This is a genomic window from Nonomuraea sp. NPDC049504 (assembly GCF_040676845.1).
In the GTDB taxonomy this organism is placed as follows: Bacteria; Actinomycetota; Actinomycetes; order Streptosporangiales; family Streptosporangiaceae; genus Nonomuraea; species Nonomuraea salmonea.
The window spans coordinates 63,110-88,388 of record NZ_JBFAPT010000016.1 but is presented as its reverse complement, the minus strand read 5'-3'; the positions used below and the strand labels follow the sequence as shown (position 1 = coordinate 88,388).

Annotated in this window: 26 protein-coding genes; 13 read left to right on the top strand and 13 right to left on the bottom strand. The window is 71.8% G+C overall.

Features of this window, described 5'->3' with window-relative positions; translation table 11 throughout:
* The 4 genes from AB0K28_RS28675 (at position 1) to AB0K28_RS28660 (ending at position 3,459) form a co-directional block, all read left to right on the top strand.
* Complete coding sequence (locus AB0K28_RS28675) at positions 1–591, top strand: methyltransferase (protein WP_345403698.1); 591 nt, start codon at positions 1–3, stop codon at positions 589–591.
* Positions 588–1,127 carry a TrmH family RNA methyltransferase gene (locus AB0K28_RS28670; RefSeq protein WP_345403695.1) on the top strand — a complete coding sequence of 180 codons (540 nt, stop codon included), beginning with the start codon at positions 588–590 and terminating at the stop codon, positions 1,125–1,127. The genes AB0K28_RS28675 and AB0K28_RS28670 overlap by 4 nt, the downstream gene beginning before the upstream one ends.
* A gap of 39 nt (positions 1,128–1,166) precedes the next feature.
* A complete protein-coding gene (locus tag AB0K28_RS28665; RefSeq protein ID WP_345409772.1) occupies positions 1,167–1,961 on the top strand; it encodes a glycerophosphodiester phosphodiesterase family protein in 795 nt (264 codons plus the stop codon).
* Between the two features lie 64 nt (positions 1,962–2,025).
* Complete coding sequence (locus AB0K28_RS28660; protein ID WP_364376039.1) at positions 2,026–3,459, top strand: MFS transporter; 1,434 nt, start codon at positions 2,026–2,028, stop codon at positions 3,457–3,459.
* An 8-nt stretch (positions 3,460–3,467) separates the two neighbouring features.
* Here AB0K28_RS28660 and AB0K28_RS28655 read toward each other — a convergent pair whose 3' ends face one another.
* Positions 3,468–3,854 (bottom strand): hypothetical protein, encoded by a 387-nt coding sequence (locus tag AB0K28_RS28655; RefSeq protein WP_364376036.1) that lies wholly within the window; start codon positions 3,852–3,854, stop codon positions 3,468–3,470.
* Between the two features lie 72 nt (positions 3,855–3,926).
* On the opposite strand from AB0K28_RS28655, the gene AB0K28_RS28650 reads away from it, so the two are divergent.
* The gene (locus tag AB0K28_RS28650; RefSeq protein WP_364376033.1) at positions 3,927–4,388 is read left to right on the top strand and encodes a MarR family transcriptional regulator; all 462 of its coding nucleotides are present in this window, start codon (positions 3,927–3,929) and stop codon (positions 4,386–4,388) included.
* A gap of 2 nt (positions 4,389–4,390) precedes the next feature.
* Here the strand turns inward: AB0K28_RS28650 and AB0K28_RS28645 are convergent, their stop codons facing one another.
* From AB0K28_RS28645 to AB0K28_RS28615, 7 genes are all read right to left on the bottom strand, one after another.
* Entirely contained in the window at positions 4,391–5,599 is a 1,209-nt protein-coding gene (locus tag AB0K28_RS28645; protein ID WP_364376030.1) for an MFS transporter, read from the bottom strand.
* A gap of 102 nt (positions 5,600–5,701) precedes the next feature.
* Positions 5,702–6,106 carry a hypothetical protein gene (locus tag AB0K28_RS28640; RefSeq protein WP_364376028.1) on the bottom strand — a complete coding sequence of 135 codons (405 nt, stop codon included), beginning with the start codon at positions 6,104–6,106 and terminating at the stop codon, positions 5,702–5,704.
* 144 nt (positions 6,107–6,250) lie between these two features.
* Positions 6,251–7,177: a universal stress protein gene (locus tag AB0K28_RS28635; RefSeq protein ID WP_364376025.1), complete on the bottom strand. Its 927-nt coding sequence runs from the start codon at positions 7,175–7,177 to the stop codon at positions 6,251–6,253.
* Positions 7,178–7,243: 66 nt separating this feature from the next.
* Positions 7,244–7,675 carry a hypothetical protein gene (locus tag AB0K28_RS28630; RefSeq protein ID WP_364376022.1) on the bottom strand — a complete coding sequence of 144 codons (432 nt, stop codon included), beginning with the start codon at positions 7,673–7,675 and terminating at the stop codon, positions 7,244–7,246.
* 89 nt (positions 7,676–7,764) lie between these two features.
* A complete protein-coding gene (locus AB0K28_RS28625; RefSeq protein WP_364376019.1) occupies positions 7,765–9,459 on the bottom strand; it encodes a DUF5994 family protein in 1,695 nt (564 codons plus the stop codon).
* 377 nt (positions 9,460–9,836) lie between these two features.
* Positions 9,837–10,043 (bottom strand): cold-shock protein, encoded by a 207-nt coding sequence (locus AB0K28_RS28620; protein ID WP_355422459.1) that lies wholly within the window; start codon positions 10,041–10,043, stop codon positions 9,837–9,839.
* A 205-nt stretch (positions 10,044–10,248) separates the two neighbouring features.
* A complete protein-coding gene (locus AB0K28_RS28615; RefSeq protein ID WP_364376016.1) occupies positions 10,249–10,503 on the bottom strand; it encodes a hypothetical protein in 255 nt (84 codons plus the stop codon).
* A gap of 173 nt (positions 10,504–10,676) precedes the next feature.
* Here AB0K28_RS28615 and AB0K28_RS28610 point away from each other — a divergent pair, with 173 nt between their 5' ends.
* Both AB0K28_RS28610 and AB0K28_RS28605 read left to right on the top strand, forming a co-directional pair.
* Positions 10,677–11,180: a DinB family protein gene (locus tag AB0K28_RS28610; RefSeq protein ID WP_364376013.1), complete on the top strand. Its 504-nt coding sequence runs from the start codon at positions 10,677–10,679 to the stop codon at positions 11,178–11,180.
* A gap of 250 nt (positions 11,181–11,430) precedes the next feature.
* A complete protein-coding gene (locus AB0K28_RS28605; protein ID WP_345403653.1) occupies positions 11,431–11,775 on the top strand; it encodes an RNA polymerase-binding protein RbpA in 345 nt (114 codons plus the stop codon).
* A 57-nt stretch (positions 11,776–11,832) separates the two neighbouring features.
* Here AB0K28_RS28605 and AB0K28_RS28600 read toward each other — a convergent pair whose 3' ends face one another.
* The 4 genes from AB0K28_RS28600 to AB0K28_RS28585 form a co-directional block, all read right to left on the bottom strand.
* The gene (locus AB0K28_RS28600) at positions 11,833–12,360 is read right to left on the bottom strand and encodes an FxsA family protein (protein WP_364376010.1); all 528 of its coding nucleotides are present in this window, start codon (positions 12,358–12,360) and stop codon (positions 11,833–11,835) included.
* 187 nt (positions 12,361–12,547) lie between these two features.
* Entirely contained in the window at positions 12,548–13,300 is a 753-nt protein-coding gene (locus AB0K28_RS28595; protein ID WP_364376007.1) for a polyprenol monophosphomannose synthase, read from the bottom strand.
* Positions 13,297–15,042 (bottom strand): apolipoprotein N-acyltransferase, encoded by a 1,746-nt coding sequence (gene lnt, locus AB0K28_RS28590; protein ID WP_364376004.1) that lies wholly within the window; start codon positions 15,040–15,042, stop codon positions 13,297–13,299. The genes AB0K28_RS28595 and lnt overlap by 4 nt, the downstream gene beginning before the upstream one ends.
* Positions 15,043–15,562: 520 nt before the next feature.
* Entirely contained in the window at positions 15,563–17,755 is a 2,193-nt protein-coding gene (locus tag AB0K28_RS28585) for an ATP-binding domain-containing protein (RefSeq protein WP_364376001.1), read from the bottom strand.
* Between the two features lie 313 nt (positions 17,756–18,068).
* On the opposite strand from AB0K28_RS28585, the gene AB0K28_RS28580 reads away from it, so the two are divergent.
* The 6 genes from AB0K28_RS28580 to AB0K28_RS28555 are packed head-to-tail and all read left to right on the top strand — an operon-like array spanning position 18,069 to position 24,682.
* Positions 18,069–19,265: an ROK family transcriptional regulator gene (locus AB0K28_RS28580; protein WP_364375999.1), complete on the top strand. Its 1,197-nt coding sequence runs from the start codon at positions 18,069–18,071 to the stop codon at positions 19,263–19,265.
* Between the two features lie 22 nt (positions 19,266–19,287).
* Positions 19,288–20,613, top strand: coding sequence for an ABC transporter substrate-binding protein (locus AB0K28_RS28575; protein ID WP_364375996.1), 1,326 nt, complete (start codon positions 19,288–19,290; stop codon positions 20,611–20,613).
* A gap of 10 nt (positions 20,614–20,623) precedes the next feature.
* On the top strand, positions 20,624–21,553 hold the full coding sequence (locus tag AB0K28_RS28570; RefSeq protein ID WP_345403623.1) for a sugar ABC transporter permease: 930 nt from the start codon (positions 20,624–20,626) through the stop codon (positions 21,551–21,553).
* Complete coding sequence (locus tag AB0K28_RS28565; RefSeq protein WP_364375993.1) at positions 21,550–22,458, top strand: carbohydrate ABC transporter permease; 909 nt, start codon at positions 21,550–21,552, stop codon at positions 22,456–22,458. Before AB0K28_RS28570 ends, AB0K28_RS28565 begins: the two co-directional genes overlap by 4 nt.
* On the top strand, positions 22,455–23,717 hold the full coding sequence (locus AB0K28_RS28560) for a 6-phospho-beta-glucosidase (protein ID WP_364375990.1): 1,263 nt from the start codon (positions 22,455–22,457) through the stop codon (positions 23,715–23,717). The genes AB0K28_RS28565 and AB0K28_RS28560 overlap by 4 nt, the downstream gene beginning before the upstream one ends.
* Positions 23,699–24,682, top strand: a complete 984-nt coding sequence (locus AB0K28_RS28555) for a BadF/BadG/BcrA/BcrD ATPase family protein (protein ID WP_364375986.1) — start codon at positions 23,699–23,701, stop codon at positions 24,680–24,682. The genes AB0K28_RS28560 and AB0K28_RS28555 overlap by 19 nt, the downstream gene beginning before the upstream one ends.
* A gap of 117 nt (positions 24,683–24,799) precedes the next feature.
* On the opposite strand, the gene AB0K28_RS28550 is transcribed toward AB0K28_RS28555, so the two are convergent.
* Positions 24,800–25,273, bottom strand: coding sequence for an Lrp/AsnC family transcriptional regulator (locus tag AB0K28_RS28550; protein ID WP_364375983.1), 474 nt, complete (start codon positions 25,271–25,273; stop codon positions 24,800–24,802).
* Positions 25,274–25,279: the final 6 nt, after the last annotated feature.

Here is a 25,279-nt window from a genome sequence, read left to right as displayed (position 1 = left end):
GTGGCCCACTACTTCTCCGAGCAGCCGAAGACCGCGAGCAGGCCGGGGTCGGTCGATCTCGTCCTGCCCGACCTGCATCTGCGGCTGGAGACCGACCGCGGCGTGTTCTCCCCCGAGCGGGTCGACGTCGGCACGCGGGTGCTGCTGGAGAGCGTCCCGCCGCCGCCTCAGGAGGGCGACCTGCTCGACCTGGGCTGCGGCTACGGGCCCGTCGCGCTGACCATGGCGGCGCGGGCGCCGGGCGCCACCGTGTGGGCGATCGACGTCAACCGCCGCAGCCTCGAGCTGACCGGGCGCAACGCCGAGGCCGCGAAGCTCGGCAACGTCCGCACCGCGCACATCGACGACGTGCCCGGCGGCGTGACGTTCCGGGCCATCTGGTCCAACCCTGCGATCCGCATCGGCAAGCAGGCGCTGCACGACATGCTCACCAGGTGGCTGACCCGGCTGACGCCCGACGGCGAGGCCTACCTGGTCGTCCAGAAACACCTCGGCTCCGACTCCCTGCAGCGCTGGCTCGGCGAGCAGGGCTGGCAGACCTCACGCGAGGCCAGCAGGGCCGCCTACCGCATCCTGAAGGTGACCCGTTGAGAAGACAGCTGCGCCCCACCGACGTCAAGCGGCTCAACCGCACCTGGCGCAGAAACACCGGCAACCGGCTCGGCCTCATCATCGAGTCGGTCACCGGGCCGTTCAACGTCGGCTCGATCTTCCGCAGCGCCGCCGCGTTCGGCGTGGAGGAGATCTGGCTGGCCGGCAACGCCACCCCGCCCACCAACCCCAAGGCGGGCAAGACCGCGCTCGGCACCGAGCGCCTGGTCACCTGGCATGAGGCGATCCCGGCCACCGAGGCGGTCAAGGCGGCCAGGGACGAGGGCTACACCGTGCTGGCCATCGAGCTGACCGCCGAGTCGGTGCCGCTGCACCGCGCCGACCTGGCCCGCGACGTGTGCCTGGTGGTCGGCAGCGAGGACCACGGCTGTTCCCCCGCCCTGCTCGACGCGGTCGACGGGGCCTGCTACATCCCGCAGGTCGGCCGGGTGGGCTCGTTCAACGTGGCGGTGGCGGCGGCCATCGCGCTCGCCGAGGCCCGTCGGCAGGAGTGGCAGAATCTCCCCGATTCGTAACCGAACCGTTCACCACGGAAGGGCATACTTCTGCACGTGCTGAGCCGCCGATTCGCCTTCCTCGACCACCCGGGCCCGCTGGCCTTCGCCCACCGCGGAGGCGCGGCGGAGGGCGCCGAGAACTCCGTCGCGGCCTTCGAGCGCGCGATCGGGCTCGGCTACACCTACCTCGAGACGGACGCGCACGCCACGTCCGACGGCGTGCTGCTGGCCTTCCACGACCACACCCTCGACCGGGTGACCGACCAGCGCGGCCGCATCTCCGAGCTGCCCTACCGGGCGGTCAAGCGGGCCCGCATCAACGGCGTGCACGAGATCCCGCTCCTGGAGGATCTGCTCGGCACCTGGCCCGAGCACCGCTTCAACATCGACGTCAAGGAGTGGGCGGCCATCGGCCCGCTGGCCGAGGCGGTCAGGCGCACCAACGCCTACGACCGCGTCTGCCTCACCTCGTTCAACGACGAGCGGCTGCTGGCGGCCAGGCGGGCGCTGCGCAGGGAGGTGTGCTCGGCGCTCGGCCCGCGCGGCGTCGCCGCGCTGCGCGCCGCCGCCACCACCTCGGGCTACGGCCGCATGCTGGCCCGCCTGTCGCGCGCCGGGGTCCCCTGCGCGCAGGTGCCGGTGGGCTTCCGCGGGCTGCGGGTCACCACCCGCCGCCTGGTCCGTACGGCCCACGCCCTCGGCATGCAGGTGCACGTGTGGACGATCAACGACACCGCCCGCATGGAGCAGCTGCTCGACCTCGGCGTCGACGGCATCATGACCGACAACGTCACGGGCCTGCGCGACGTGCTCGACCGCCGCGGGCTCTGGCACTCCGGCCTGGCCGCCTGAGGTTCCTTACCGGCACGACATCCCCCGACACGCCCGGTCCCCCGCAGAGGAGCTACCCGACACCATGCCCGCATCCGCACCCCCCGCGGCCCTCGACGACTCCCCCGCAGCGCGCCGGCGCGAGCAACGCGGCTGGTACTTCTACGACTGGGCCAACTCCGCCTTCTACACCACGGTCATCTCGGTCTTCCTCGGCCCCTACCTGATCCCGGTCGCCAAGACCGCCGCCTGCGCCAAGGACTTCCCGTCGATCGCCTCCGGCACGTGCGTGTCGACGTTCGACGAGCTGGCCGCCGCCAACCCGGGGCTCGGCTACGTGGACGTGCTCGGCGCCGACATCAGGCCCGCCGCGTTCTTCGGCCTGATCACCACGGTCGCGGTGCTGCTGCAGATCGTGTTCCTGCCCATCGTGGGGGCGCTGGCCGACCACACCGGGCGCAAGCGCGAGATGCTCGGCCTGTTCGCCTACGCGGGCGCGCTGGCCGCGATGGGGCTGTTCTTCGTCGAGGGCGACCGCTACATGCTGGGCGGCGTGCTGTTCATCGCGGCCAACCTGGCCTACGGCTCCTCGATCGTGGTGTACGACTCGTTCCTGCCGCAGATCTCCACCGCCGAGGAACGCGACGCGGTCTCCTCGCGCGGCTGGGCCATCGGCTATCTCGGCGGCGGCCTGCTGCTGGCGCTCAACCTGGTCCTCTACCTCCAGCACGAGAGTCTCGGCCTGACCGAGGGCATGGCGGTGCGGATCTGCATGATGTCGGCGGGCCTGTGGTGGGCGACGTTCACGATCATCCCGCTGCTGCGGCTGCGCAACCGGCCGGTGCCCAGGCACGAGACGACCGCGCTGCGTTCGGTCGGCGGCAGCTTCCGCCAGCTCGGCCGGACCCTTTCCGGCCTTCGGCAGTATCCGCTGACGCTGCTGTTCCTGGTGGCGTACCTGGTCTACAACGACGGCGTGCAGACGGTCATCGGCAACAGCGCGGCGTTCGCCTCAGAGGCGCTGAAGCTGCCGCAGACCGTGCAGATCACCGCGATCCTGATGGTGCAGTTCGTGGCGTTCTTCGGGGCGCTGCTGCTGGGCCGGCTGGCGCGCAGCTACGGCACCAAGCGGACGGTGCTGGCGAGCCTGGTGCTGTGGACGGCGATCGTGTCGATGGCCATGTTCGTGGCCGAGGGGCAGGCGCTGCAGTTCTACCTGATGGCGTTCGCGATCGCGATCGTGCTGGGCGGCACGCAGGCGCTGTCGCGCTCGCTGTTCTCGCTGGTGATCCCGAAGGGTCGGGAGGCCGAGTACTTCAGCCTGCTGCAGATCAGCGACAAGGGGTCGGCGTTCATCGGCGCGCTGACGGTCACCATCGCGCTGCAGCTCACCAACAGCTACCGGATCGCGATCATGTCGATGATCGTCTTCTTCGTGATCGGCTTCGTGCTGCTCGCCCTCACGAATCTGCCCAAGGCCATCCGCGCGGCCGGCAACGAGGTCCCGGACGGCGTCTGACCAGGTGTCTAGGACGTGATCACGACGCCGCCGACGCCGCTGCGTCCGGTGGGCATGCTCACCAGGTCAACGGCCACCCTCGGGCGGACGCGCTCGCCGACGACGCCGGCGATCGCGTCCGTCACGCCGGAGATCAGGCGGGCCACGATCCGGTCGCTGTCGGGACGGGTGAAGGCGATGTCCTTGACGCCGAACGTCACGCTCGGCGCCGGATCCTCGGCCTGCTTGCCGCCGATGCCCCAGCGACCCGCCGGGACGCCGACGAGGCGGATCTCCGCGATCTCCCGCGCCCACTCCCCGTAGACGGCGACGACGGCGTCGGTGAGTGCCGCGATCAGCTCGCTCTCGCGGCCGGCGAGATCGCTTTCGAGGGCATGGACGGTCAGGTGCGGCATGACGCCCCCCATTACAATCGTTTTTGAGAACAAAGTACCTTTGACAGCAAAGCTAATTGGCAGGCCCGACGCATGTCAACACCCGAACCCGCGGACGATGCCGTCCGCGCGCTGATGCTCGTGATGCCCCGGCTGATCGGCCGGGCCAAGCGCACGCCGCCGCCCGAGGAGCTGCGCTCGCTCGACCTCGCGCCACGGCACCTGTCGCTGCTGTCGATGCTGCTGCTCGACGGCCCGCTGACCGTCTCCCAGCTCGCCGGCGCGCTGGGCGTCGCGCCGACCACGGTGAGCCTCATCGTGAGCGAGCTGAGCCGTAAGGGGGTGCTGGAGCGGCGTGAGGACGACGCCGACCGGCGCCGCCGCATCATCGACATCAGCCAGGCGAGCCGCCCGGCCATCTCGCAGTGGCTGTCCCCGGGCGCGCGGGCCTGGCGCCGCGCTCTGGCGCCGCTGACGGACGAGCAGCGCCGGTTGTTCGTCGACACCCTGCTGGCGTACGAGTCCGCCATCACGGACATCCAGCGCGAGGCGTGATCTCAGGCGGTGCGGTTCGCCAGGGTGCGGGACAGGGCGATCGTGATCACGCCCGCCAGCACCACCGAGAGCAGCCCCACGCGCAGGCCGGCCAGGTCGGCGACGGCTCCGACGAGGAGCGGTGAGACGAGGAAGCCGCCGCGCAGCAGCCAGCTCACGACGGTCAGTCCGGTGCCGTGCGGCAGCCCGGGCAGCTCGTCGGCGGTGTGCATGGCGGCCGGCACGAGGGTGGCGACACCCAGCCCGGCCAGCGCGAACCCGGCCAGCGCCGCCGGCACGGTCGGCACCGCCAGCGCGGCGCCCATTCCGGCCGCGGCCAGCAGGCCCCCGGCCCGTGCGACCGTCCGCTGCCCGAAGCGGTCCACGGCGCGGTCGCCGGTGAGCCGCCCCGCGGTCATGGCGGTCTGGAAGACGACGACGGCCAGGCCCGCGGTGGCGGCGTCCGCGCCCAGATCGCCGCTGAGGAACAACGCGCCCCAGGACTCGCCGGCGTCCTCGACGAGCGCACCACAGGCGGCCACCACGCCGAGCAGGATGACCGTCCGCATGGCCGGCCCGGCCAGCGCGCGCCACCGCTCACGAGTGGACGTCCCCGGAAGCGACCGCCCACCCTCGGGCGCTGCGGCGGCCCGTTCGGTGTCGTCGGAGCCGGGGAGCAGGAAGCGGTAGGCGGTCAGGGCGACGGCGCTGAACAGGGCGCCGGAGATCGTCAGATGCACCGCGAGCGGCAGGTGCAGGCCGGCGGCGGCCGAGCCCATCAGGCCGCCCAGCACGGCGCCGACGCTCCACACGCCGTGCAGCGAGTTCACGATGGAACGCCGGTAGATGCGCTGCACGCGCAGCCCGTGAGCGTTCTGGGCGACGTCCACGACCGCGTCGAGTGCCCCCAGGACGAACAGCACCCCCCAGAAGGCCACCCAGTTGGGGACGAACGCGACGGCCACCGTCACGACCGTCATGAGCACGATCCCGAACGCCGCCACCCGCGACGAGCGGAACCGCCGCACGGCCGCCCCGGCGAGCAGCCCGGCCAGCAACGCCCCGATCGGCATGCCGGCCACCGCGCCGCCGAAGACCGCGTTGCCGACGTCGAGTTCGGCCTTGATCTGCGGGTAGCGCGGGACGACGTTGAAGAACACGGCGCCGTTCGTGAGGAACAGCGCCGCGACGGCGGCACGGGCCTGTCGGGCCTGGAGGTCGGGCGCGGGCATCGGCCTTCCGTTCACATGACTCGCGGCGCGGTGCGGCTCCATGGAGCCCGGGCGGGGGCGCACTCCGCGCCTGGCGCCCCCGCCCGGAGTTCGGTCAGCCGATCAGCCGCAGTGCTCCCACCCGCTGAGGTAGGACGTGTTGCCGTACGAGCCGCCCCACATGATGCAGCTGCCGGCGGCGCCCTTCGCCTTGGCCGGTCCCGCGTAGTACTTGAAGTTGCCTTCGTCCACATTGAAGTACATGTGGTCGTGGCGAACGCGCGCCTCAACCCAGGTGCTGTTGCCCCTGGCGCCCGTCTTCCAGGTCACCACGCAGTTGGTGGAGCCGTTGTAGAGGAGGTAGACGACGGCACTGGAGCCGAGGGCATGGCTGTCGATCACGTGGTAGCTGCCACCGCCGCAGGCCGCGATCGGCGTGTCCGCCGCCATGGCGGGGCCGCTGGCGGCGATCGTGCCGGCGAGCGCGGCCGCCAGGCCGAATGCCACGGCTGCGGTCTTCTTGAGCATGCCCAACGAATGTCCCTTCACATAAGAGATCAACACGATGTCAGGTAGGACGCAAGTAAGACCCGTGAAGTTGCGTGATACACGTCACCTTTTGGGGAAATAGGTATCAAATCCACTCATTGGGACGTTATCGCGCGGCCCTGCTCAGCTCGGCGGCGGGGTCACGGCGACCGGGCAGCGCACTTCGGCCAGCGCCGCCTGGAGTACGGGCCCGACCAGCACGCCCGCCTGCCTGTGGCTGCGGCCCACGACGAGCAGCGTCGCGCCCTTGGCCGACTCCACGACCATCCTGGGCGGCCGCTCGGCCTCGAAGGTGGCCGTCACCGGCACGTCGGGCCCGCAGCCGGCCAGGCGGCGTACGACGTCCCTGAAGCCCGACTCCGCCTCGGCCCGCATTCGTGCGTTGTCCACGAACGGCTCCTCGTGCCCCTGCCACGCGCACGGGTCCCACCAGCCGCACACCGCCTCCACGACCCCGTCCCGCAGCGCCGCCTCACGCACCGCGAACCCGAACGCCGCCAGGCTGGCCGGCGACCCGTCCACCCCCACCACGATCCGCCCACCACCGGCCCCCTCATGGGAGCGTGCGTCCTCATCGGGGCGAGTGCCGGGCGGGCCATCGGCATGGTCGTCGTCATGGTCGTAAGGGCGGACGACGATGACGGGCGTGGGGCTGTGCGCGGGCACCTGGACGGCCGCCGAGCCCACCCTGAGATCCTCGAACCCGCCCACCCCGCGCGACCCCAGTACCACCAGCTCCGCCTCCGCCGCGGCCTCCAGCAGCACCGCAGACGCGGGCCGCTTGACCAGCAGCGGCCGGACGTCCGGCACCCCGCCCAGCGCACGCACCCGCCGTACGCCGTCCTCCACGACCCCGGCGGCGACCCGCTCGACCTCGGCGAGCAACGCCCGGCTGACCGCACGCAGCGGATATGGCCAATTCCAGGCATGACACACCACCACGGCAAGCCCGCGCAGCCGCGCCTCCTCCACCGCCCACCGCAGCGCCTGCTCGCTCCCCGGCGACTCGTCGTAGCCGACCAGGACGAAGCCCATGCCGGGTTCCCGCACGGCGCCCCTCCCCACGAGGTGTCCGGCCCTCAAGGGGTGCGCTTCCCCGGCGACCGGCGACGACTCTCACACCATGAGACTTTGACCCGCTATTGGCCCGCTTCCCCCGACCGTCCTGTGCACCGCCCGTATCTCCGTCACCACGAACGCGTCCACGACATGCCGGTTGGCCAGCAGGAACCCGACGAGCCCCGCGACGGCCTGCGCGGCGGTGGCGGCCCGTACCTGCCCGCTGAGCAGGTAAACCAGGGGCGTTGACGGCTGATCAAGCGCGAACCGTCCACCGTGCCGCCGCACGTCCTTCAGCGCCGCGATCGGCATAGGCCGCTCGGAGGTGAACCACACCGCCAGCTCCCAGACCGGCGCCGCAGGCCCGGCCGCGGAACTGTCGTCGTAGCACGTGACACACCCCTGGGCGGCGGACTTCTCATGCGGGCACACCCATTGGGCAGCGGCCGCGGCCGGCAACCGCCCCCCGGTCAGCTTCGCCTCACTCACATGCCGGCACGCCGGACGTACGGGCTGGTCGGGCGGACAGGGGGCGGACGGGGAGACGGAACAACAGGCGATGACAGGCACCCCTTCGCTTATGGCAGGAACGAACGATCACCAGGCGCGCTTGCCGGAGCAGCCGACCGCGCAAAGAACGACCGATCAGCGGCCGAGGACGCGGGGACAGCCGAGCGCATGGAGGACGAGCGACCAGCGGACGGGCTCACGGAGGCGGGCAGAGGCATGGAAGCCGCGCGATCAGCGGACGGGCGATCGGCGGACGGGCGATCGGCGGACGGGCGATCGGCGGGCGGGGAGGCGGCGGCGCGGACGAAGGCCGGATGGTCTGCGGGCGCTCCCGCCGGGGTGGCCGGGCGCGTGAAGGAGGCCAGGCGGTCGATCTCGGTGAAGCCGGCGGCGGTGAACAGCTCCCACGACGGCTCGGGGTCTCCGGCCGCGTACAGGACCGTCTCGCGGGCCCCGTGCTCGGTCAGGAGGGCGTCGGCGCGCAGCAGGAGCGCCCGTTCGAGATCGGGGTCGGCGTGCCCGGCGTCGGCGCCGAGCCACCACACGACGCCGCGCCCGCCGACCGGCTCCTGAGCGACCAGCGCGGCCGCCGCGTCATCGCCGGGGGCCTTGAGCCACCAGCCCCGCGGCGTCCCGCTGACGACCACATCGACCATCGGGTACGGCCCCGCGCCCGGCTCGCACGGCGACGTCCGCCGCAGCTGCCGCCACGAGTCCCTGGCGACGAACCCCTCCCGTTCGAACACCGCGAGCGTGACGGCCCGCCGCCCCGCAGGCAGAGCCGCCGGAGCAGTCCCTGGCCGCCCGCCCGGCTCGTCGGTGAAGGCATGCACGGGCACGCCGCCCATCCCGCTGAGAGCGCGTCGAACGAGCACCTCAACGACCTCCGGCACCTCGCCTCCGTGCAACCACAGAATCCGCCCGGCCGCACGATCCCGCCGCAACGCATAGGCCACCGCCCCAAGCACCCGCCCGCCCGGTCCCTCCAGCACATGAATCTCAGGCTCCTCATAGGCCGTCCCTGCCACATGTCCGCCGAGCGCACCGTCAAGCCCGGACAACTCACAGGCGTCGGCGACGGCGGGGGCGGAGGCGGGCGAGAGAGCGAGGACGCCGGCGGCGGCAAGGGCGTCCGGAAGAGCGACGGCGTCCGGAAGAGCGTCCGGAAGAGCGACGGCGTCCGGAAGAGCGTCCGGAAGAGCGACGGCGTCCGGAAAGGCGTCCGGAAAGGCGAGAGCAGCGAGGGCGTCGGCGAGGGCGAGGGCCTCGACGGCCGCTCTGTCCGAGTCGCGGTAGCGGCGCATTCGCCACTCCGCGTCCGGTGGACGCGTCCCAGGGGTGGCGAGGATGTCGTGGGCCGACAGCGTGTTGCCGGTGCGGGCGGCGGTTCGCATCGCGGTCGCGGCGACAGAGCCGGCGGTGTCCGGTGGGATGACCAGCAGCAGGAAGCCGTCCTGGCCGCCGCGGATCACGCGGATGGTGTGCGGGGTGGCCGGATGGCCGCTGATCCGTACGAACCGTCCGTCGACGACCAGATGCGCCGGCACCTCGTCCCACGCCTGACTGTCGAGCCCGACCCGCAGCACGGGCCCGATCCGGTCTTCAAGGGCGCGGACGAACGCGGGCAGTTCGCGCCGGAGGTCGGTGCTGTGCGGCCACCAGGCGCCGTCGAGCGTCCCGTCGCGGGTCAGGGTGGGTTCGAGGAACAGCCGGGCCGGTCGGAGGGAGATGAGGGAGGCGGTCGGTGAGCGGCGGTTCGGCATCGGTGTGCCGCCTGTCTCCGGCGGTCGAAGGCCGGCTGTGGCCGGGGCGACGCCGACGCGGCTGCCGGCATGCGAGATATCCCAGACTCCCCACCCTACGCCGCCCACCCCCCACCACTCACGGCCCCACACCGTGGAAGAGCCCCGGAGAAGGCCCACACCCGTGGAAGGAACGAGCCGGGGGCCGCACCCCGGAAGGAACGAGCCGGATCCACGCCCTGGAAGAAACGAGCCGGGCCCGCACCCTCTGTATGGGCCGGGCCCGCACCTTCTCCAGGAGCACGCCGAACCCGCAGCCCCGGTCAGACGACCCCACAAAACAGGCCGGGCCCGCACCCTCGGAAGGGTGCGGGCCCGGCCCGTGGATGTCTGCCGGGTCAGGCGGCGACGATGTTCTCCGCCTGCGGGCCCTTCTGGCCCTGCACGACGTCGAAGGACACCTTCTGGCCCTCGTGCAGCTCACGGTAGCCACCGTTGCTGACGATGTTGGAGTAGTGGGCGAAGACGTCGGCGCCGCCGCCGTCCTGCTCGATGAAGCCGAAGCCCTTTTCGGAGTTGAACCACTTGACGGTTCCGGAAGCCATGTCGATCTCCTTCTGAGATGTGCAGGGACGCGATCCGCACCGCGCGGATCGCCGTGTCGCCGCGATGAAAGCCCATCCGGAGATGACCGGGAAACAAAAACGCGCCTGGCGAAACTCTGCCAGACGCGCACAAAGTCTTCTTATGGGTACAACAACTGCAACATCAGACAGCCTACCACGCCCCCACCCGTGCTCCAAACCCGCGCTATTCCTGCTCGTGCACCGTGACAGCCTGTACGGCGGTCAGCAGGATCGTGTGCACAGGGGATTCGTGCCGGGTGGACGCGGACCCGTGGGCGTATTCGTCGAGCACGACGGTGTTCCGGGACCGATCCAGCTCGACGACCGCCCCCTTGAGCGACTGCCCTCCCGTCAGGTGCACGGTCACCCGCTGCGATTTTCCTGTCATGCCGGACAACGTATAAACCCACACGTCCACATCGGCCATCTCTTCCTCCATGCAGACTCCGGACGGTCGCCGGTGAACGTTTCGCGGCTGATATCGGTTTTCACACCGCAAACCAGTCTATCGCCGTGTCTTCGGCCCGATCCGATCGCCCGTACCGCCCCAGCCAGGGACGGACACCGGTAAACCATTCGACACCGGTGCGGGGCGCCAGCATGATGCCGGGCATGAAGCGCACCTACACTCCCCCGGCGTGGGACGAGCGCGCCACGCTCACCACGTACCTTGACTACGCCAGGGCCACCGTGCACGCCAAGTGCGAGGGCCTGGCGGAGGAGGACGCGCGCCGCGCGCCGCTGCCGACGTCGCCGCTGATGACGATGTCCGGCCTGGTGAACCACGTCCGCTGGGTCGAGTACTTCTGGTTCCAGGTGGTGTTCCTCGGCGAGGACGACCAGGGCCCGTGGACCGACGAGGACCCCGACCGCGAGATGCGCATCGCCGTGGAGATGCCGATCGCGCGGCTGCTCGCGGAGTACGAGGCGCAGTGCGCCCGCTACCGCGAGCTGGTCGCCGCCCACGACCTGGACGACCGGGCCAAGTGGGCCGACCGCGACAAGGACCACGTGACGCTGCGGTGGGTGCTGATGCATCTCATCGAGGAGACCGCCCGGCACAACGGGCACCTCGACATGGTGCGCGAGATGGTCGACGGAGTGACCGGCGTCTGACCGTCACGGAGTGTTCCGGCCCGCGGTGAGCGACTTCGTACAGAAACAAAATCCGGAAATATGACCCCCGCGACGCGCATGCCCCGGGATTCCCGCAGGCTACGGGCCTGATCGGCGATCACGCGAAGAACCGAGGCCCCAAGCGCGATTGGATCACCCCGCGGGTGGGAATCCCATCACGGTACCAAGCGTTAGACACCGTGGGAGACAGACCCCCCACGCAAGGGGGCCCTGTAGGAGGCATTTAAACATGGGCGAGCGCGCGCTTCGTGGCACCCGGCTCGGGGCAACCAGCTACGAGAACGACCGTAACACGGATCTGGCCCCGCGCCAGGAGGTGTCGTACACCTGTCCGAAGGGCCATCGCTTCGAGGTTCCGCTTGCCGCCGAGGCCGAGATTCCCGCGAGCTGGGAGTGCCGCATGTGCGGCGCGACCGCGCTGCGGGTGGACGGCGAGCAGCCGGAGTCGAAGAAGACCAAGCCCCCGCGGACACATTGGGACATGCTCTTGGAGCGACGGTCCATAGAAGATCTCGAGGAGGTGCTCAACGAGCGGCTCGCCGTCCTGCGGGCTCAGCGTCGTAAGAGCGCCTGACTTCCTCTCACGGTGAAAACCCCCGGGCTTGAGCCCGGGGGTTTCTCTGTGCGTGCTTCAGGAGTCGCGGTCCTCGCGGATGACCTCGCCGTGCACCACCCGGCCGCCCTGCGGCGCGCCGGCGTCGCGGCCGTCATGGTGGGGGTCGTAGTGGGCCGCGTCCGGGCCGGGGAAGCCGCCGGGCGGGAAGAGGTTCGCGTACGGGGACGACTGCGCCAGGCGCTTGATCCGGCGCTCGAAGAACCACGCCCCGAGGCGGCGCATCATCGGCCGGGTCACCGGGATCAGGCACAGCAGCCCGAACACGTCGAGGAAGAACCCGGGCGCCAGCAGCAGCGTGCCGCCGACCAGGATGATGCCGCCGTCGGCCAGCTCTCGGTCGGGCATGCGCCCGCTCTGCATGGCCTCCTGCAGCGCCCGCCACGCCCGCCGGCCCTCGCGGCGCACCAGCCACGCGCCCAGCAGGCTGTCGGCGATGAGCAGGGCGATCGTGGCCGGCCCGCCGATCACCTGACCGACCTGGATCAGCAGCCAGATCTCCAGGATGGGGATGACCAGGAAGGCCAGGAATAGCAGCAGCCGCATCGTTTCAACCCTCGATTCCGCACACGCGTCACTGCACTGGACAACGCCCGGCGCCCTCGAAGCGTTCCGCCGGCCGCACGCCACCGTCCCTCGAACGCCGGGCCGGACGCCGCCAGCGGCACGCCGCCGTCCTTCGAGCGCCGGGCCGGACGCCGCCGGTCGCGCGACGCCGTCCCCCACGCCCGGGCTAGTCGCGGGCGCCGCCGCCCTTGAGGCGCTTCGGGAGCCCGGTGACGCCCCACATGCCGATCCGCCACAGCGCCTCGGACATGACCTTGCCGCTCATCTTGCTCTTGCCGACCGTCCGCTCCACGAACGTGATCGGCACCTCCACCACCCGCAGGCCGTGGCGGGACGTGCGCAGCGTGAGGTCCACCTGGAAGCAGTAGCCCTGCGACTCGACGCCGGCGAGGCCCACCTTCTCCAGCGTGGCCGCGCGGTAGGCGCGAAAGCCCGCGGTCGCGTCGCGGACCGGCAGGCCGAGCATCACCCGCGTGTAGATGTTGGCGCCCTTGGACAGCAGCTCGCGCCGCTGCGGCCAGTTGACGACCTTGCCGCCGGGGACATAGCGGGAGCCGATGGCGAGGTCGGCGCCCTCGGCCAGCGCCTCGAGCAGCTTCGGCAGCTCCTCCGGCTGGTGCGAGCCGTCGGCGTCCATCTCGACCAGGACGTCGAAGCCCTCGTCGAGCCCCCAGCGGAACCCGGCGATGTAGGCGGCGCCCAGCCCCTGCTTGCCCGGCCGGTGCAGCACGTGCACCTGCTCGTCGCCGGCGGCGAGGGTGTCGGCCACCTCGCCGGTGCCGTCGGGGCTGTTGTCGTCGGCGACCAGCACATGGGCCTCGGGCACGGCCGCGCGTACGCGCTGGACGATCGCCGGCAGGTTGTCGCGCTCGTTGTACGTCGGCACGACGACGAGCACCCGGCCGAGACTCTCCATCATCCGTCGTTCCTCATCCGATCGCCTCGCCGCCTGCCACGCCACGCGGCGAACCCGGCCGCCGCCGCTCCCATCACCATCAATGCCCATTCAGGAAGAGCGCCCACCTTTGTGGCGATTGTCTCCTGTGTGCGTACGGGCACCTTGACCACGTTCATGTCAGCGACAAGCTCGCGAGTCTGCCAGGAGACCTTACCCTCAGGCGTCACGTAGGCGGAGATCCCGGTCGTGGCGGCGGTGACCACGGCCCTGTTGTGCTCGACCGCGCGCAGCTTCGACATGGCGAGCTGCTGGGACGGCAGATTGGACAGGGCGTAGCTGGCGTTGTTGGTCTGCACGACGAGCGGGGTGCCGCCGGCGCGCACGGTGCCGCGCACGGTGTCGTCGTAGGCGACCTCGTAGCAGTTGACGGCGCCGATGGTGACCGGCCCCATCTTCAGGTCGCCCGGCCTGGTGCCGGCGATCGACTGGCGGCCGACGAGACTGGCCCGCTCCCACAGCGCCAGCACGATCTCCTTGAACGGGGTGTACTCCCCGAACGGCACCAGGTGCTGCTTGTCGTAGTAGGCGCCAGGGCCGGTGACCGGGTCCCAGACGAGGCTGCGGGTGGCGCGGTGCTCGTCGCCGATGGCCACGACCGCGCCGACCAGGGTGGGCACGCCGACGTCCTGCACGGAGTCGTGGATGATCTGGCGGGCGTACGGGTCGCGGTAGGGGTCGATGTCGGTGGAGTTCTCCGGCAGGACCACGATGTCGGGCTTGGGCAGCTTGCCGTCGCGTACGGCCTGGGCCAGGCGCTTGGTCTCGTTGGCGTGGTTGCGCAGCACGACGGCGGGCTCGTCGCCGAGCGCGTACATGCCGCGGCCGGGGACGTTGCCCTGCACGACGCCGACGTTGATCGAGCGGCCCTCGTCGCCGAACCTCGGCACCGCGAGCCCCAGCACCGGCACGGCCACCGCCAGCCCGACCGGCACGGCCCTGGCCACCGCCCTCGCGGGCCGGTTGAGCGCCGCGTACGCCTGCAGCGCGCCGCACAGCGTGACCGCGAACGACACCAGCGGCGCGCCGCCGAGCGCGGCGTACGGCGTGAACAGCGACTCGCCCTGGCTGAAGGCCGCCCGCGCCCACGGGAACCCGCCGATGGGCACCAGGCCGCGCGCCCACTCCATGAGCACCCACAGGCCGCCGAACCACAGCGGCCAGGCGCGCAGCCGGAACACCAGCGCCGCCAGCGCGGCCATGGCGGCGTAGAAGAAGCTCTCGGTGGCGACCAGCATGATCCACACGTCGTCGCCGATCGTGCGCACCCAGGCGACGGTGGGCAGCAGGAACACCGCCGCCGCCAGGTAGCCGATCCAGGCGGCGCGGCGGGGGCGGGTGCCGTGGATGGAGGCGGCGATCAGGCCGATGCCGAGCGGCGCGCACAGCCACCAGTCGAGCGGCGGGAACGCGAGGAACAGGGTGAACCCACCGGCCGCGGCCGCCACGATCCGCGCGCCCAGCACCCGCCGGCTCTCCTTACGCGCCGGCCCGCCCGGCCCGGACGAGGACTCACCGGACGCCGCAGACTGCGGCTCGGGCTCCGGCTCAGCGGACATCTCGGACTCCGCGGCGGGCTCCTCGGCCGACGCGGCGGCGGGGGCCGTGCCGTCGGTGGGCGTGCCGTCGGTGGGCGTGCCGTCGGTGGGCGTGCCGGTAGAGACCCGTCCGGGCGCGGGCGTGAGATTCGTTCGGTCCTGAACCACTCCGGGGTCTCCTCGCCACCTCGCAAACGCCTGCTCGCGAAAACGCTACCGCCCTCGGGCCGCACTCAGGTCGGCACACCCCGCAGAAGATCGAAGAAGGGGAAAGACGGCAGGGCGGTCCCGCGGCGATAAGGCGGGACCACCCGGCGCGTCGGCGGTCCTGGAGCACGGGAACGGGAAGAGGGCCCGGAAACCCTTCGGACCGGACCCGTCTCGTCGGCGGCGAGCGCGGAATTCCGTTGTCTACTGGGCTCCCGGACCCGTCCCGGGTCCAACCCCCCGCCCGGTTGGGGTGCCCCGACTCGACGGACCGACGGCCCTGCACCTGGCTGTGTGGACGGAGTCGCGCTCCGTCACGGACGCAGGATCCGGCGATGTCAGAGACGGCCAACCGGCCAAGTCCCGTGCTGGACTGCGCAGCAAACTACCGACTCCACCTCAGATGTCAACCGTGTCCCGATCAGCAGAAACATCAAGTTTTCGCAGCTAGGACATGTTTGACCGGTGGCTTCAAAGCAGGTCAAAGGCCATTAGCGGGCTCCGGCGAGCGGCTTGGCAAGTCCCGCAACGCGGGCGACAGCGGGCGCTCGTGGACGACCCCGAGCCGTTGCGTCGCACGCGTGAGAGCAACATACAGGTCGCTCGGCCCGCGTGGCGACTGGGCGGCGATGAGGTCGGGTTCGGCGACGATGACGGAGTCGAACTCGAGCCCCTTGGCGTCGGTCACCCCCATGACGGCCACGGGCGCGTCGAGCGCCTCGGTGCCCCTGCACCGCCCGGCGCCCGGCGTGACGACGGCGGCGCCTGGCACGGCGGCGGCGAGCCGGCCGCCGAGCTCGGGCACCAGGTCGTCGGGCGCGACCACGGCCACCTTGCCGCCGTCGGCCGCCTCGGCGGCGACCAGCTCGGGCAGCGCGGTGAGCGGCGCCGACCAGGGCCGGGTGCCCGCCTCGCGGACGGACAGGGGGGCCCGCAGGCCGGGGTCGATGGTGGCCAGGACGCGGGCGGCGACGTCCATCAGCTCGACCGGGGTGCGGTAGTTGACGGTCAGCTGCTCCTGCCGCCAGCGCCCGGCGACGTACGGGTCGAGCACCTCGGCCCAGGAGCGGGCCCCCGCCGCGGAGCCGGTCTGGGCGATGTCGCCGACGATGGTCATGGACCGGGTCGGGCAGCGCCGCATGACGGCCCGCCAGGCCATCGGCGACAGCTCCTGCGCCTCGTCCACGATGATGTGCCCGTAGGCCCAGGTGCGGTCGGCGGCGGCGCGCTCGGCGGTGGTGAGGTAGGGGCCGTCGCCGCGCTGGCGCTCGGCGAGCCGTTCGGCCTCCATGACGTCGGACAGGCCCGTGAGCTCCAGCACCTCGCGGGCGTAGGCCAGCTCGGCCTCGCGCTCGTTCTCGGCGGCCCGCCTGGCGGCGGCCAGCTCCTCCTCGGCCTGCATGGCGGTGGCGCGCAGCACCTGCTCGTCGATGTCGCCGAGCAGCTCGGCGGCCTCGTCGAGGAGCGGGACGTCGGACTCCGTCCACTCGCCGCCGTCGCGGCGCAGCAGCCGGCGTTCCTCGGGGGTGAGGGCGGAGGCGGCGTGGCCGAGGCGCTCGGCGGAGCCGTACAGGCCGAGCAGGAGGCCCTGGGGCGTCAGGTAGGGCCACAGGCGGTTGAGCGCGGCCTTGACGACCGGCTCGGTGCGCAGGTCCTCGCGCAGGTCGGCCAGCTCGTCGTCGTCGATGAGGCCCTTGCCGATCTTGCGGGCCTGCTGCCTGGCCAGCGCGGTGAGCAGCGAGCGCACGAACACGGCGCGGGCCTGGTTGTGGGGGCGGCGCGAGCGGCCGGCCTTGTTCTTGGCGTTGTCGAGCATCTGCCGGTCGATGGTGAGCGTGATGCGGCCGACCTGCAGCTCGATCGGCTTGCGCGGGACGCGCTGCCGGTCGCGTACGGCCTTGGCGATCACGTCGGCCATCCGCGCGTCGCCCTTGACCGCGGCCACCTCGGGGCGGTCGCGCCTGGTGGCGGTGACGCCGGGGTAGAGCTCGCCGACCGTGGACAGCAGCACGTCGGTCTCGCCGAGCGAGGGCAGCACCTGCTCGATGTAGCGCAGGAACGTGAGGTTGGGGCCGAGGATGAGCACGCCGCGCCGCTCGAGGCGCTCGCGGTGGGTGTAGAGCAGGTACGCGGCCCTGTGCAGGGCCACGACGGTCTTGCCGGTGCCCGGTCCGCCCTGCACCACCAGCACCCCGTTGAGGTCGCTGCGGATGACGCGGTCCTGCTCGGACTGGATGGTGGCGACGATGTCGCGCATGCGTCCCGTGCGCCGCTCGTCGAGGGCGGCGAGCAGCGCGGCCTCGCCGTTGAGCGTGGCGCGGTCGTCGTCGGTGAGCGCGTCGAGGTCGAGCAGGTCGTCGTCCACGCCGATGACGTCGCGGCCCCTGGTCTGCAGGTGGCGGCGGCGGGTGACGCCCATGGGGGCGGTGGGGGTGGCGCGGTAGAAGGGCTGCGCGACGGGCGCCCGCCAGTCGATGAGCAGGCGGCGCTGGTCGTCGTCGGTCATGCCGATCTTGCCGATGTAGAGGCGGCCCTCGTCGGCGTGGTCGAGCCGGCCGAAGGCGAGACCGCGTTCGACCGCCCAGAGCCTGGCGAGGCGCGAGGCGTACATGTCGGCGAACGTGTCGCGCTCCGACCTGTTCTGCATCGTGCCGACGGCTCCTGCGGCCAGCACCTCCTTGAGCTGCCGCTGGGTGCGCTCGCGAAGGGTGTCGAGGCGGTCGTAGAGGCGGGTGACGTACGCCTGCTCTTTTGCCAGTTCGGTTTGACGCGTTGCCGCCTGACCGTTAATGTGGTTAATGGGACACTCCGGGCCATTCTGCTTGTTGTTGCGACAAACGCCGACATTAGCACGCCTGCTGTAGCAGTCTCGTCACTTTTCTCCTTTCCTGGTCACGTCTTGGTTTCACCTCTTGACCGTCTCGCCAGGGTCTTCTTATGGTCATCGCGAGTTAGGAAAGTTTCCTAACCCAAGCGAAGGAGACGCCGTGAGCGGCCCGGTTCCGGGAACCCCCAGTCTGCTACGTGCCATCAATGATCGCGCGGCGTTGCAGGCGCTCCTGGAGCGCGGCCCGCTCACCAGGCCCGAGATCGGCGCGCTCACCGGCCTGTCCAAGCCCACGGCCTCCCAGCTCCTGCTCAGGTTGCAGCAGGCGGGGCTGGTCGTGCAGGACGGCGTCAGGGAGGGCCTGCCGGGCCGTACGGCCGAGGTCTACCGGATCAACCCGGAGGCCGCGTACGTGGCCGCTCTCGACGTCACCCCCGCCCGCATCGAGGCCAAGGTGGCCGACATCACCGGCACGGTCGTCGGCGAGCACGTGCTGCCGACGCCGCGCAGGCCGCACGGCGAGCTGGTCGAGCGGCTGGCCGCCGCGCTGCACGGCGCCAACCCGCCGGACAAGCCGCGCCGGGTCGTGATCGGCGTGCAGGCCGCGATCGACCCGGCCACCGGCAGGCTCGGCTACGCCGCCGCCAAGGACGTGCCGGGCTGGCAGCTGCCCGACCTGGTGCCCACGCTCAGCGCCGGGCTCGGCGCGCCGGTGGACGTCGAGAACAACGTCAACCTGGTGGCGGTGGCCGAGCAGGCGCACGGCGCGGCGCGCGGCCAGCAGGACTTCGTGCTGCTGTGGGCCGACGAGGGCATCGGCTCGGCCATCGTGCTGGGCGGGCGCATGCACCGGGGCGCCACCGGCGGCGCGGGCGAGGTGGGCTACATGCCGACCCCCGGCGCACCCACGGCCCGCGAGGCGGGCCGCTACGCCAACCACGGCTACCAGGCGCTGACCGGCGGCCCTGCCGTGCTCAAGCTGCTGCGCTCGTACGGCGTGCGCGGCTCCGACTTCCGCCAGGCCGTCGCGGGCGCCGTACGCGCGGCGGCCGGCACCGGGAAGAAGGCCGACGACGCCAGGGCCGGGCTGCGCGACGTCGCCGCCCGCCTGGCCGTGGGCCTGGCGGCCATCACCTCGGTCGTCGATCCCGGCCTGATCGTGCTGACCGGCGGCGTGGTGCTGCCGGGCGGCGAGACCCTGCGCGAGCTGGTCGAACACGAGCTGCACGCGCTGACCATCCCCCAGCCCCCCGTCCGCCTGTCGAGCGTCGAGGGCAACCCCGTGCTCGCCGGCGCACTCGACCTCGGCCTCGCCGCCGTCCGCGACGAGGTGTTCCGTTCAACCGTCCCGTCATGATGGATGGCAGGAGGCACCCCCCGTGCGCTTCGTCCCTCTTGCGGTCGCCGCCGCGCTGGCGCTGACCGCGTGTACCGCCGGCAAGGAGGCGGGCCCGTCGCTCGGCGCCCGCCCTTCGAGCTCCGCTGCTCAGGCCCTCTCCCCCGCCACGCTGGAGCTGTGGCACGGCTTCTCGACCGACGCCGAGGTCAAGGCGTTCGAGGACGCCATCGCCGGCTTCAGGAAGAAGTTCCCGCAGATCACCGTCAAAGCCGTCAAGGGCGTCCAGGACGACCAGATCACCCAGGCCATCAGGGGCGGGAACGCGCCCGACGTGGCGGCCTCGTTCACCACCGACAACGTGGCACAGTGGTGCAGGTCGGGATCGTTCCAGGACCTCACGCCGGTCATCGAGCAGGACGGCGTCGACCTGTCGGTGCTGCCCGCCGTCGCGCGGTCCTACACCGCCTACGAGGGCAGGCAGTGCACGCTGCCGCTGCTCGCCGACGCGTACGGCCTCTACTACAACAAGGCCCTGATGAAGGGCGAGCAGCCGCCGAAGACGCTGAGCGAGCTGACCGCGCTGGCCAAGAAGCTGACCGTGCGCGACGGCAAGGGCGAGATCAAGGTCGCCGGCTTCATCCCGAGCGTCCAGTACTACGAGAACAGCATGAGCCACCTCGGCCCGATGGTCGGCGCGAAGTGGTACAACGACGACGGCACCTCGGCCATCGGCTCCGACCCGGCCTGGAAGAAGCTGCTGACCTGGCAGAAGGAGCTGGTCGACTGGTACGGCCACGACAGGCTCGACCGCTTCCGCAAGGGACTCGGCGACGAGTGGAGCGCCGAGCACCCCTTCTACAAGGGCAAGGTCGCGATGGTGCTGGACGGCGAGTGGCGCAACGCCATGATCGCCAACGAGGCGCAGGACCTCGACTACGGCACCGCTCCCCTGCCGGTCGCCGACGACCGCCCCGACCTGTACGGCAGCGGCTTCACCGCCGGCACGGTCATCGGGGTGCCGAAGGGCGCCGAGCACCCGCGGCACGCCTGGGAGCTGGTCAAGCACCTGACGACGGACACCGAGTCGCTGGTGACGCTGTCGAACGCGCTGCGCAACGTCCCCACGACCAAGGCGTCGATGGAGTCGCCCGATCTGGCCAAGGACCCGAACTTCGCCACCTTCCTCGGCATCTTCGCCCACCCCAAGACCACGACCCTGCCCGCGAACGTCAACAGCGTCTTCAACCAGGAGGCGTTCTCCGCCTTCGCCGTCAAGTGGGAGAAGGGCGACGTACCGGACCTGGACGCCGGGCTCAAGGGCGTGGACAAGGTCATCGACGACAAGCTGAAGCTGTCCGGGGGCTGAGGTGGCCGCCGTGACCTCCGTACCGCTGCGGCGCCGGCACGGCGAGGGACTGCGCGCGCTGGTGTGGCTCGCGCCGTGGCTCTCCGGCGTGTCGATCTTCTTCGTCTATCCGCTGCTGTCCACGGTGTACTTCTCCTTCCACCGCTACGACCTGTACACGCTGGAGTTCATCGGCCTGGACAACTGGCGTTACCTGCTGCAGGACCCGCGGGTGCCGACGTCGGCGGCCAACACGCTGTGGCTGGTGCTCATCATGGTCCCGGCGACCGTGCTGTTCGCGCTGGCGCTGGCCCAGCTCGTGGTGCGGCTCAAGGCGGGCACCGGCCTGTTCAGGACGATCTTCTACCTGCCCTCGCTGGTGCCGATGGCGGCCGGGACGATCACGTTCGTGTTCCTGCTGAACCCATCGACCGGGCCGATGAACCAGGTGCTGGCCGTCTTCGGCATTGAGGGACCCGACTGGTTCGGCGACCCCGGCTGGGCCAAGCCGAGCCTGACGCTGCTGTCGCTGTGGGGCTGCGGCCAGCTCGCCGTGATCTTCATGGCGGCGCTGCTGGACGTCCCCAGGCACCTGTACGAGGCCGCCGCCATCGACGGCGCCGGCCCTTGGCGGCAGTTCCGCAGCGTGACGCTGCCGACGATCGCACCCGTGCTGATGTTCGCCCTGGTCACGAACGTCATCTACGCCCTGCAGTACTTCAGCCAGGCGATGATCGCCTCCCGGGTCGCCTCGGGCGCGACCGACTCGCCCGGCAGCTCGTTCACCCCCGGCTATCCGGACGAGTCGCTGCTCACGCTGCCGCAGTGGCTCTTCCACGCCGGGTTCCGCGACTACACCATGGGCTACGCCTGCGTGCTCGCGCTGTTGCTGTTCGCCACGTCGATGATCTTCACGCTGATCCTGCTGCGGCACTTCCGCCGGGCCGAGGAGGTGTCATGAGCGCCACCATGACCGCGCCGCCCCGCCCCGCGCCGGGGAGCCCGGGCGCTCCCGGCGCTCGCCGCGCCGGTCTCAGAGCGCGCCGGCGGCGGGTGCTGGTATGGATCGCCACGCACGCGCTGGCCGTGGCGCTGGCGCTGATGTTCCTCGCCCCGATCGCCTTCATCGCGCTGACCGCGCTGATGACCGACGAGCAGGCGCTGACCAGCGACCTGTGGCCACGCGAGTGGAACTGGGAGAACATCGCGCTGGTTTTCGAGAAGTCGATGCTGCTGCGGTGGGCGGGCAACACGCTGCTGTACGCGGCGCTCGGCACGCTGTTCACCGTGGTGTCGTCGGTGCCGGTGGCCTACGCGCTGGCCAGGTTCCGCTTCCGCGGCAGGCGGGCGGCGTTCCTGCTGGTCGTCACCACCATGATGCTGCCGCCGCAGGTCGTCGCGGTGCCGGTCTATTTGGTGTGGGCGCGGCTCGGGCTCACCGACAGCCTGTGGCCGCTGATCCTTCCGCTGCTGCTCGGCGACGCGTTCTCGATCTTCCTGCTGCGGCAGTTCCTGCTCACCATCCCGCGCGACTACACCGACGCGGCCAGGGTGGACGGCTGCTCCGACCTCAGGACGCTGCTGCGGGTCATCCTGCCCATGGCCCGCCCCGCCGTGGCGGCGGTCGCGCTGTTCCAGTTCTTCTACTGCTGGAACGACTATTACGGGCCGCTGCTGTACGCCGGCGTCGAGCAGGAGAACCTGACGCTGTCGCTCGGCCTGGCCACGTTCAAGGCGTTCCACAGCGTGCAGTGGAACCTCACCATGGCGGCCACCCTGCTGGTGACCGCCCCGGTGATCATCGTGTTCTTCTTCGCCCAGCGGGTCTTCATCGAGGGCGTGACGTTGACGGGAGTGAAGGGTTGAGGATCGCGGTGGTCGGGGGCGGCTCGACGTACACGCCGGAGCTGGTGGACGGGATCGCGCGGCTGCGTGACGAACTGCCGGTGACGGAGCTGGCGCTGATCGACCCCGACGCGAAGCGGCTCGGCCTGGTGGCGGGGGTCTCGCGGCGCATGCTGGCGCACGCGGGGCACCCGGCGCGGGTGCTCGCCACGTCCTCGGTCGAGGAGGGCGTGGCGGGGGCGCGGGCGGTGCTGTTCCAGCTGCGGGTGGGCGGGCAGGCGGCCCGCGACGTGGACGAGACGCTGCCGCTGCGCTGTGGCTGCGTGGGGCAGGAGACGACGGGCGCGGGCGGGCTGGCCAAGGCGCTGCGCACGGTGCCGGTGGTGCTGGAGATCGCCGACGTCGTGCGCGCCGTCGCCCCCGACGCGTGGATCGTGGACTTCACGAACCCGGTCGGCATCGTCACCAGGGCGCTGCTGGACGCCGGGCACCGCGTGATCGGGCTGTGCAACGTGGCCATCGGCCTGCAGCGCCGCTTCGCCGCCTGGCTGGGCGCCGACCCCGCCCGCGTGTCCCTCGGGCACGTCGGGCTGAACCACCTCACCTGGGAACGTTCCGTGCTCCTCGACGGCGAGGACGTGCTGCCCGCGCTGCTGCGCGAGCACGGCGACGAGCTGGCGGAGAGCCTCGGCCTGCGTCCGGGGCTGCTGCGGCGGCTCGGCGTCGTCCCCTCCTACTACCTGCGCTACTTCTACGCCCACGACGCGGTGGTGCGCGAGCAGCGCTCGAAGCCGTCGCGGGCGGCCGAGGTGGCGGACATGGAGGCGCGGCTGCTCGCCCTGTACGCCGACCCCGCCGTGGTCACCAAGCCCGAGCTGCTGTCGGAGCGCGGCGGCGCCTTCTACTCCGAAGCGGCGGTGGCGCTGATCGCCTCGCTGCTCGGCGACCGGGGCGACACTCAGGTGGTGAACGTGCGCAACGACGGGACGCTGCCGTTCCTCGGCGACGAGGCGGTGATCGAGGTGCCCGCCGCCGTCACCGCAGCAGGGGCCGTGCCGCTGCCGGTCGCGCCGGTCGAGCCGCTGTTCGCCGGGCTGATCGCGCACGTGTCGGCGTACGAGACGCTGGCCCTGGACGCGGCCCTGCACGGCGGCGCGGACCGGGTGCGTGACGCGCTGCTCGCCCATCCGCTCATCGGGCAGGACGAGACCGCGGAGGAGCTGACCGAGCTGCTGCTGACCGCCAACCAGGCGCACCTGCCGTGGGCGGCGTCGCGGTGAGCCGGCTCGTGCTGGCCGTGGACGGCGGCAACAGCAAGACCGACGTGGCCGTGGTGTCCGAGCACGGCGAGGTGCTGGGGGCGGGCCGCGCGGGCGGGTTCGCGCCGCAGCGCGACGGCGTGGCGGCGGCCGTGGACGTGATCGCGGCGGCGCTGGCCGCGCTGCCCGCCGGGGTGCCGCGCGACGGGTTCGCTCACGTGTCGGCCTGCCTGGCCGGGGCGGACCTGCCGGTCGAGGAGGAGGCGCTGGCCGCCGAGCTGGCCGCCAGAGAGCTGGGGGCGGACGTGGTGGTGCGCAACGACACGTTCGCGCTGCTGCGGGCCGGCGCGTCGGGGCCGTGGGGGGTGGCGGTGGTGTGCGGGGCCGGCATCAACGCCGTCGGCGTCGCGCCGTCCGGCGCGGTGGCCCGTCTGCCCGCGCTCGGGCGGCTCAGCGGCGACTGGGGCGGCGGGCAGGACCTCGGCGAGGAGGCGCTGTGGCACGCCGTACGCGCCGAGGACGGCCGGGGCCGGCCCACCGCGCTGGCCCGCCTCGTCACCTCGCACTTCGGCACGGCCACGGTCGAGGAGCTGGTGCTGGCCGTGCACTTCGGGCTGGTCGACGGCGACCGGCTGCACGAGCTCGCGCCCGGTGTGCTGGCGGCGGCCGGCGACGGCGACCCGGTGGCAAGGGAGCTGGTCGAGCGGCAGGCCGAGGAGGTGACCGTGCTGGCCGAGGTGTGCCTGCGCCGGCTCGGGCTGCTGGAGACGCCCGTGGAGGTGGTGCTCGGCGGCGGGCTGCTGACCGCGCGCGACCCGCTGATGACGAAGCTGCTGGAGGCGGGGTTCGCGCTGCGGGCGCCGCACGCCGAGCCGGTGGTGGCCGACCGGCCGCCGGTCATGGGGGCGGCGCTGCTGGGCCTGGAACGGCTGGGCGCCGCCAAGGGGGCCTTGACGGCGCTGTCCACGGCCTACGGTCCTCGCTGAGGCGATCCGGGGGTCGGGGGACGCTCCTGAGCTCTCATGACGGCGCTGCGGCCCCTGGGGAAGCGCTGTGGCCTGGGGTCGCGCTCGTGCTGCGGCCTGCGGTCGCGCTGTGGCCGGTCAGGCGCCCTCGGCGGCCATCGGGGGCTCGCCCGCGACGTCGGGGGCGCGGTGCTCGTAAGGGGTGCTGAGCACGACCGTGGTGCGGGTCGAGACGTTGGCCGAGGCGCGGATCTGCTGCAGCAGGTCCTCCAGCGCGACCGGCGAGGCCACCCGCACCTTGAGTATGTAACTTTCGTCGCCGGCCACGCTGTGGCAGGCCTCGATGGCCGTCAGGTGGGCCAGCCGCTCGGGGGCGTCGTCGGGCGCGGCCGGGTCGATCGGCTTGATGGACACGAACGCGGTCAGCGGCAGCCCCACCGCGTCGTGGTCGATGATCGCGGCGTATCCGCGGATCACGCCGCGCTTCTCCAGGCGGCGTACGCGCTGGTGCACCGCCGAGACGGACAACCCGGTCTCCCTGGCCAGGTCGGTGAAGCTCATGCGGCCGTCACGGGCCAGCAGCGTGACGATGCGGCGGTCGATCTCCTCCATCGGTCA

What these genes read in the sequence shown, in the direction of transcription:
- AB0K28_RS28620 (WP_355422459.1), bottom strand. Translation starts at nt 10,043, where the DNA reads ATGGCTTCCGGAACCGTCAAGTGGTTCAACTCCGAAAAGGGCTTCGGC.
- AB0K28_RS28605 (WP_345403653.1), top strand. Translation starts at nt 11,431, where the DNA reads ATGGGCGAGCGCGCGCTTCGTGGCACCCGGCTCGGGGCAACCAGCTAC.
- AB0K28_RS28655 (WP_364376036.1), bottom strand. Translation starts at nt 3,854, where the DNA reads ATGCCGCACCTGACCGTCCATGCCCTCGAAAGCGATCTCGCCGGCCGC.
- AB0K28_RS28600 (WP_364376010.1), bottom strand. Translation starts at nt 12,360, where the DNA reads ATGCGGCTGCTGCTATTCCTGGCCTTCCTGGTCATCCCCATCCTGGAG.
- AB0K28_RS28650 (WP_364376033.1), top strand. Translation starts at nt 3,927, where the DNA reads ATGTCAACACCCGAACCCGCGGACGATGCCGTCCGCGCGCTGATGCTC.
- AB0K28_RS28550 (WP_364375983.1), bottom strand. Translation starts at nt 25,273, where the DNA reads ATGGAGGAGATCGACCGCCGCATCGTCACGCTGCTGGCCCGTGACGGC.
- AB0K28_RS28615 (WP_364376016.1), bottom strand. Translation starts at nt 10,503, where the DNA reads ATGGAGGAAGAGATGGCCGATGTGGACGTGTGGGTTTATACGTTGTCC.
- AB0K28_RS28610 (WP_364376013.1), top strand. Translation starts at nt 10,677, where the DNA reads ATGAAGCGCACCTACACTCCCCCGGCGTGGGACGAGCGCGCCACGCTC.
- AB0K28_RS28640 (WP_364376028.1), bottom strand. Translation starts at nt 6,106, where the DNA reads ATGCTCAAGAAGACCGCAGCCGTGGCATTCGGCCTGGCGGCCGCGCTC.
- AB0K28_RS28660 (WP_364376039.1), top strand. Translation starts at nt 2,026, where the DNA reads ATGCCCGCATCCGCACCCCCCGCGGCCCTCGACGACTCCCCCGCAGCG.
- AB0K28_RS28565 (WP_364375993.1), top strand. Translation starts at nt 21,550, where the DNA reads ATGAGCGCCACCATGACCGCGCCGCCCCGCCCCGCGCCGGGGAGCCCG.
- AB0K28_RS28595 (WP_364376007.1), bottom strand. Translation starts at nt 13,300, where the DNA reads ATGATGGAGAGTCTCGGCCGGGTGCTCGTCGTCGTGCCGACGTACAAC.
- AB0K28_RS28625 (WP_364376019.1), bottom strand. Translation starts at nt 9,459, where the DNA reads ATGCCGAACCGCCGCTCACCGACCGCCTCCCTCATCTCCCTCCGACCG.
- AB0K28_RS28645 (WP_364376030.1), bottom strand. Translation starts at nt 5,599, where the DNA reads ATGCCCGCGCCCGACCTCCAGGCCCGACAGGCCCGTGCCGCCGTCGCG.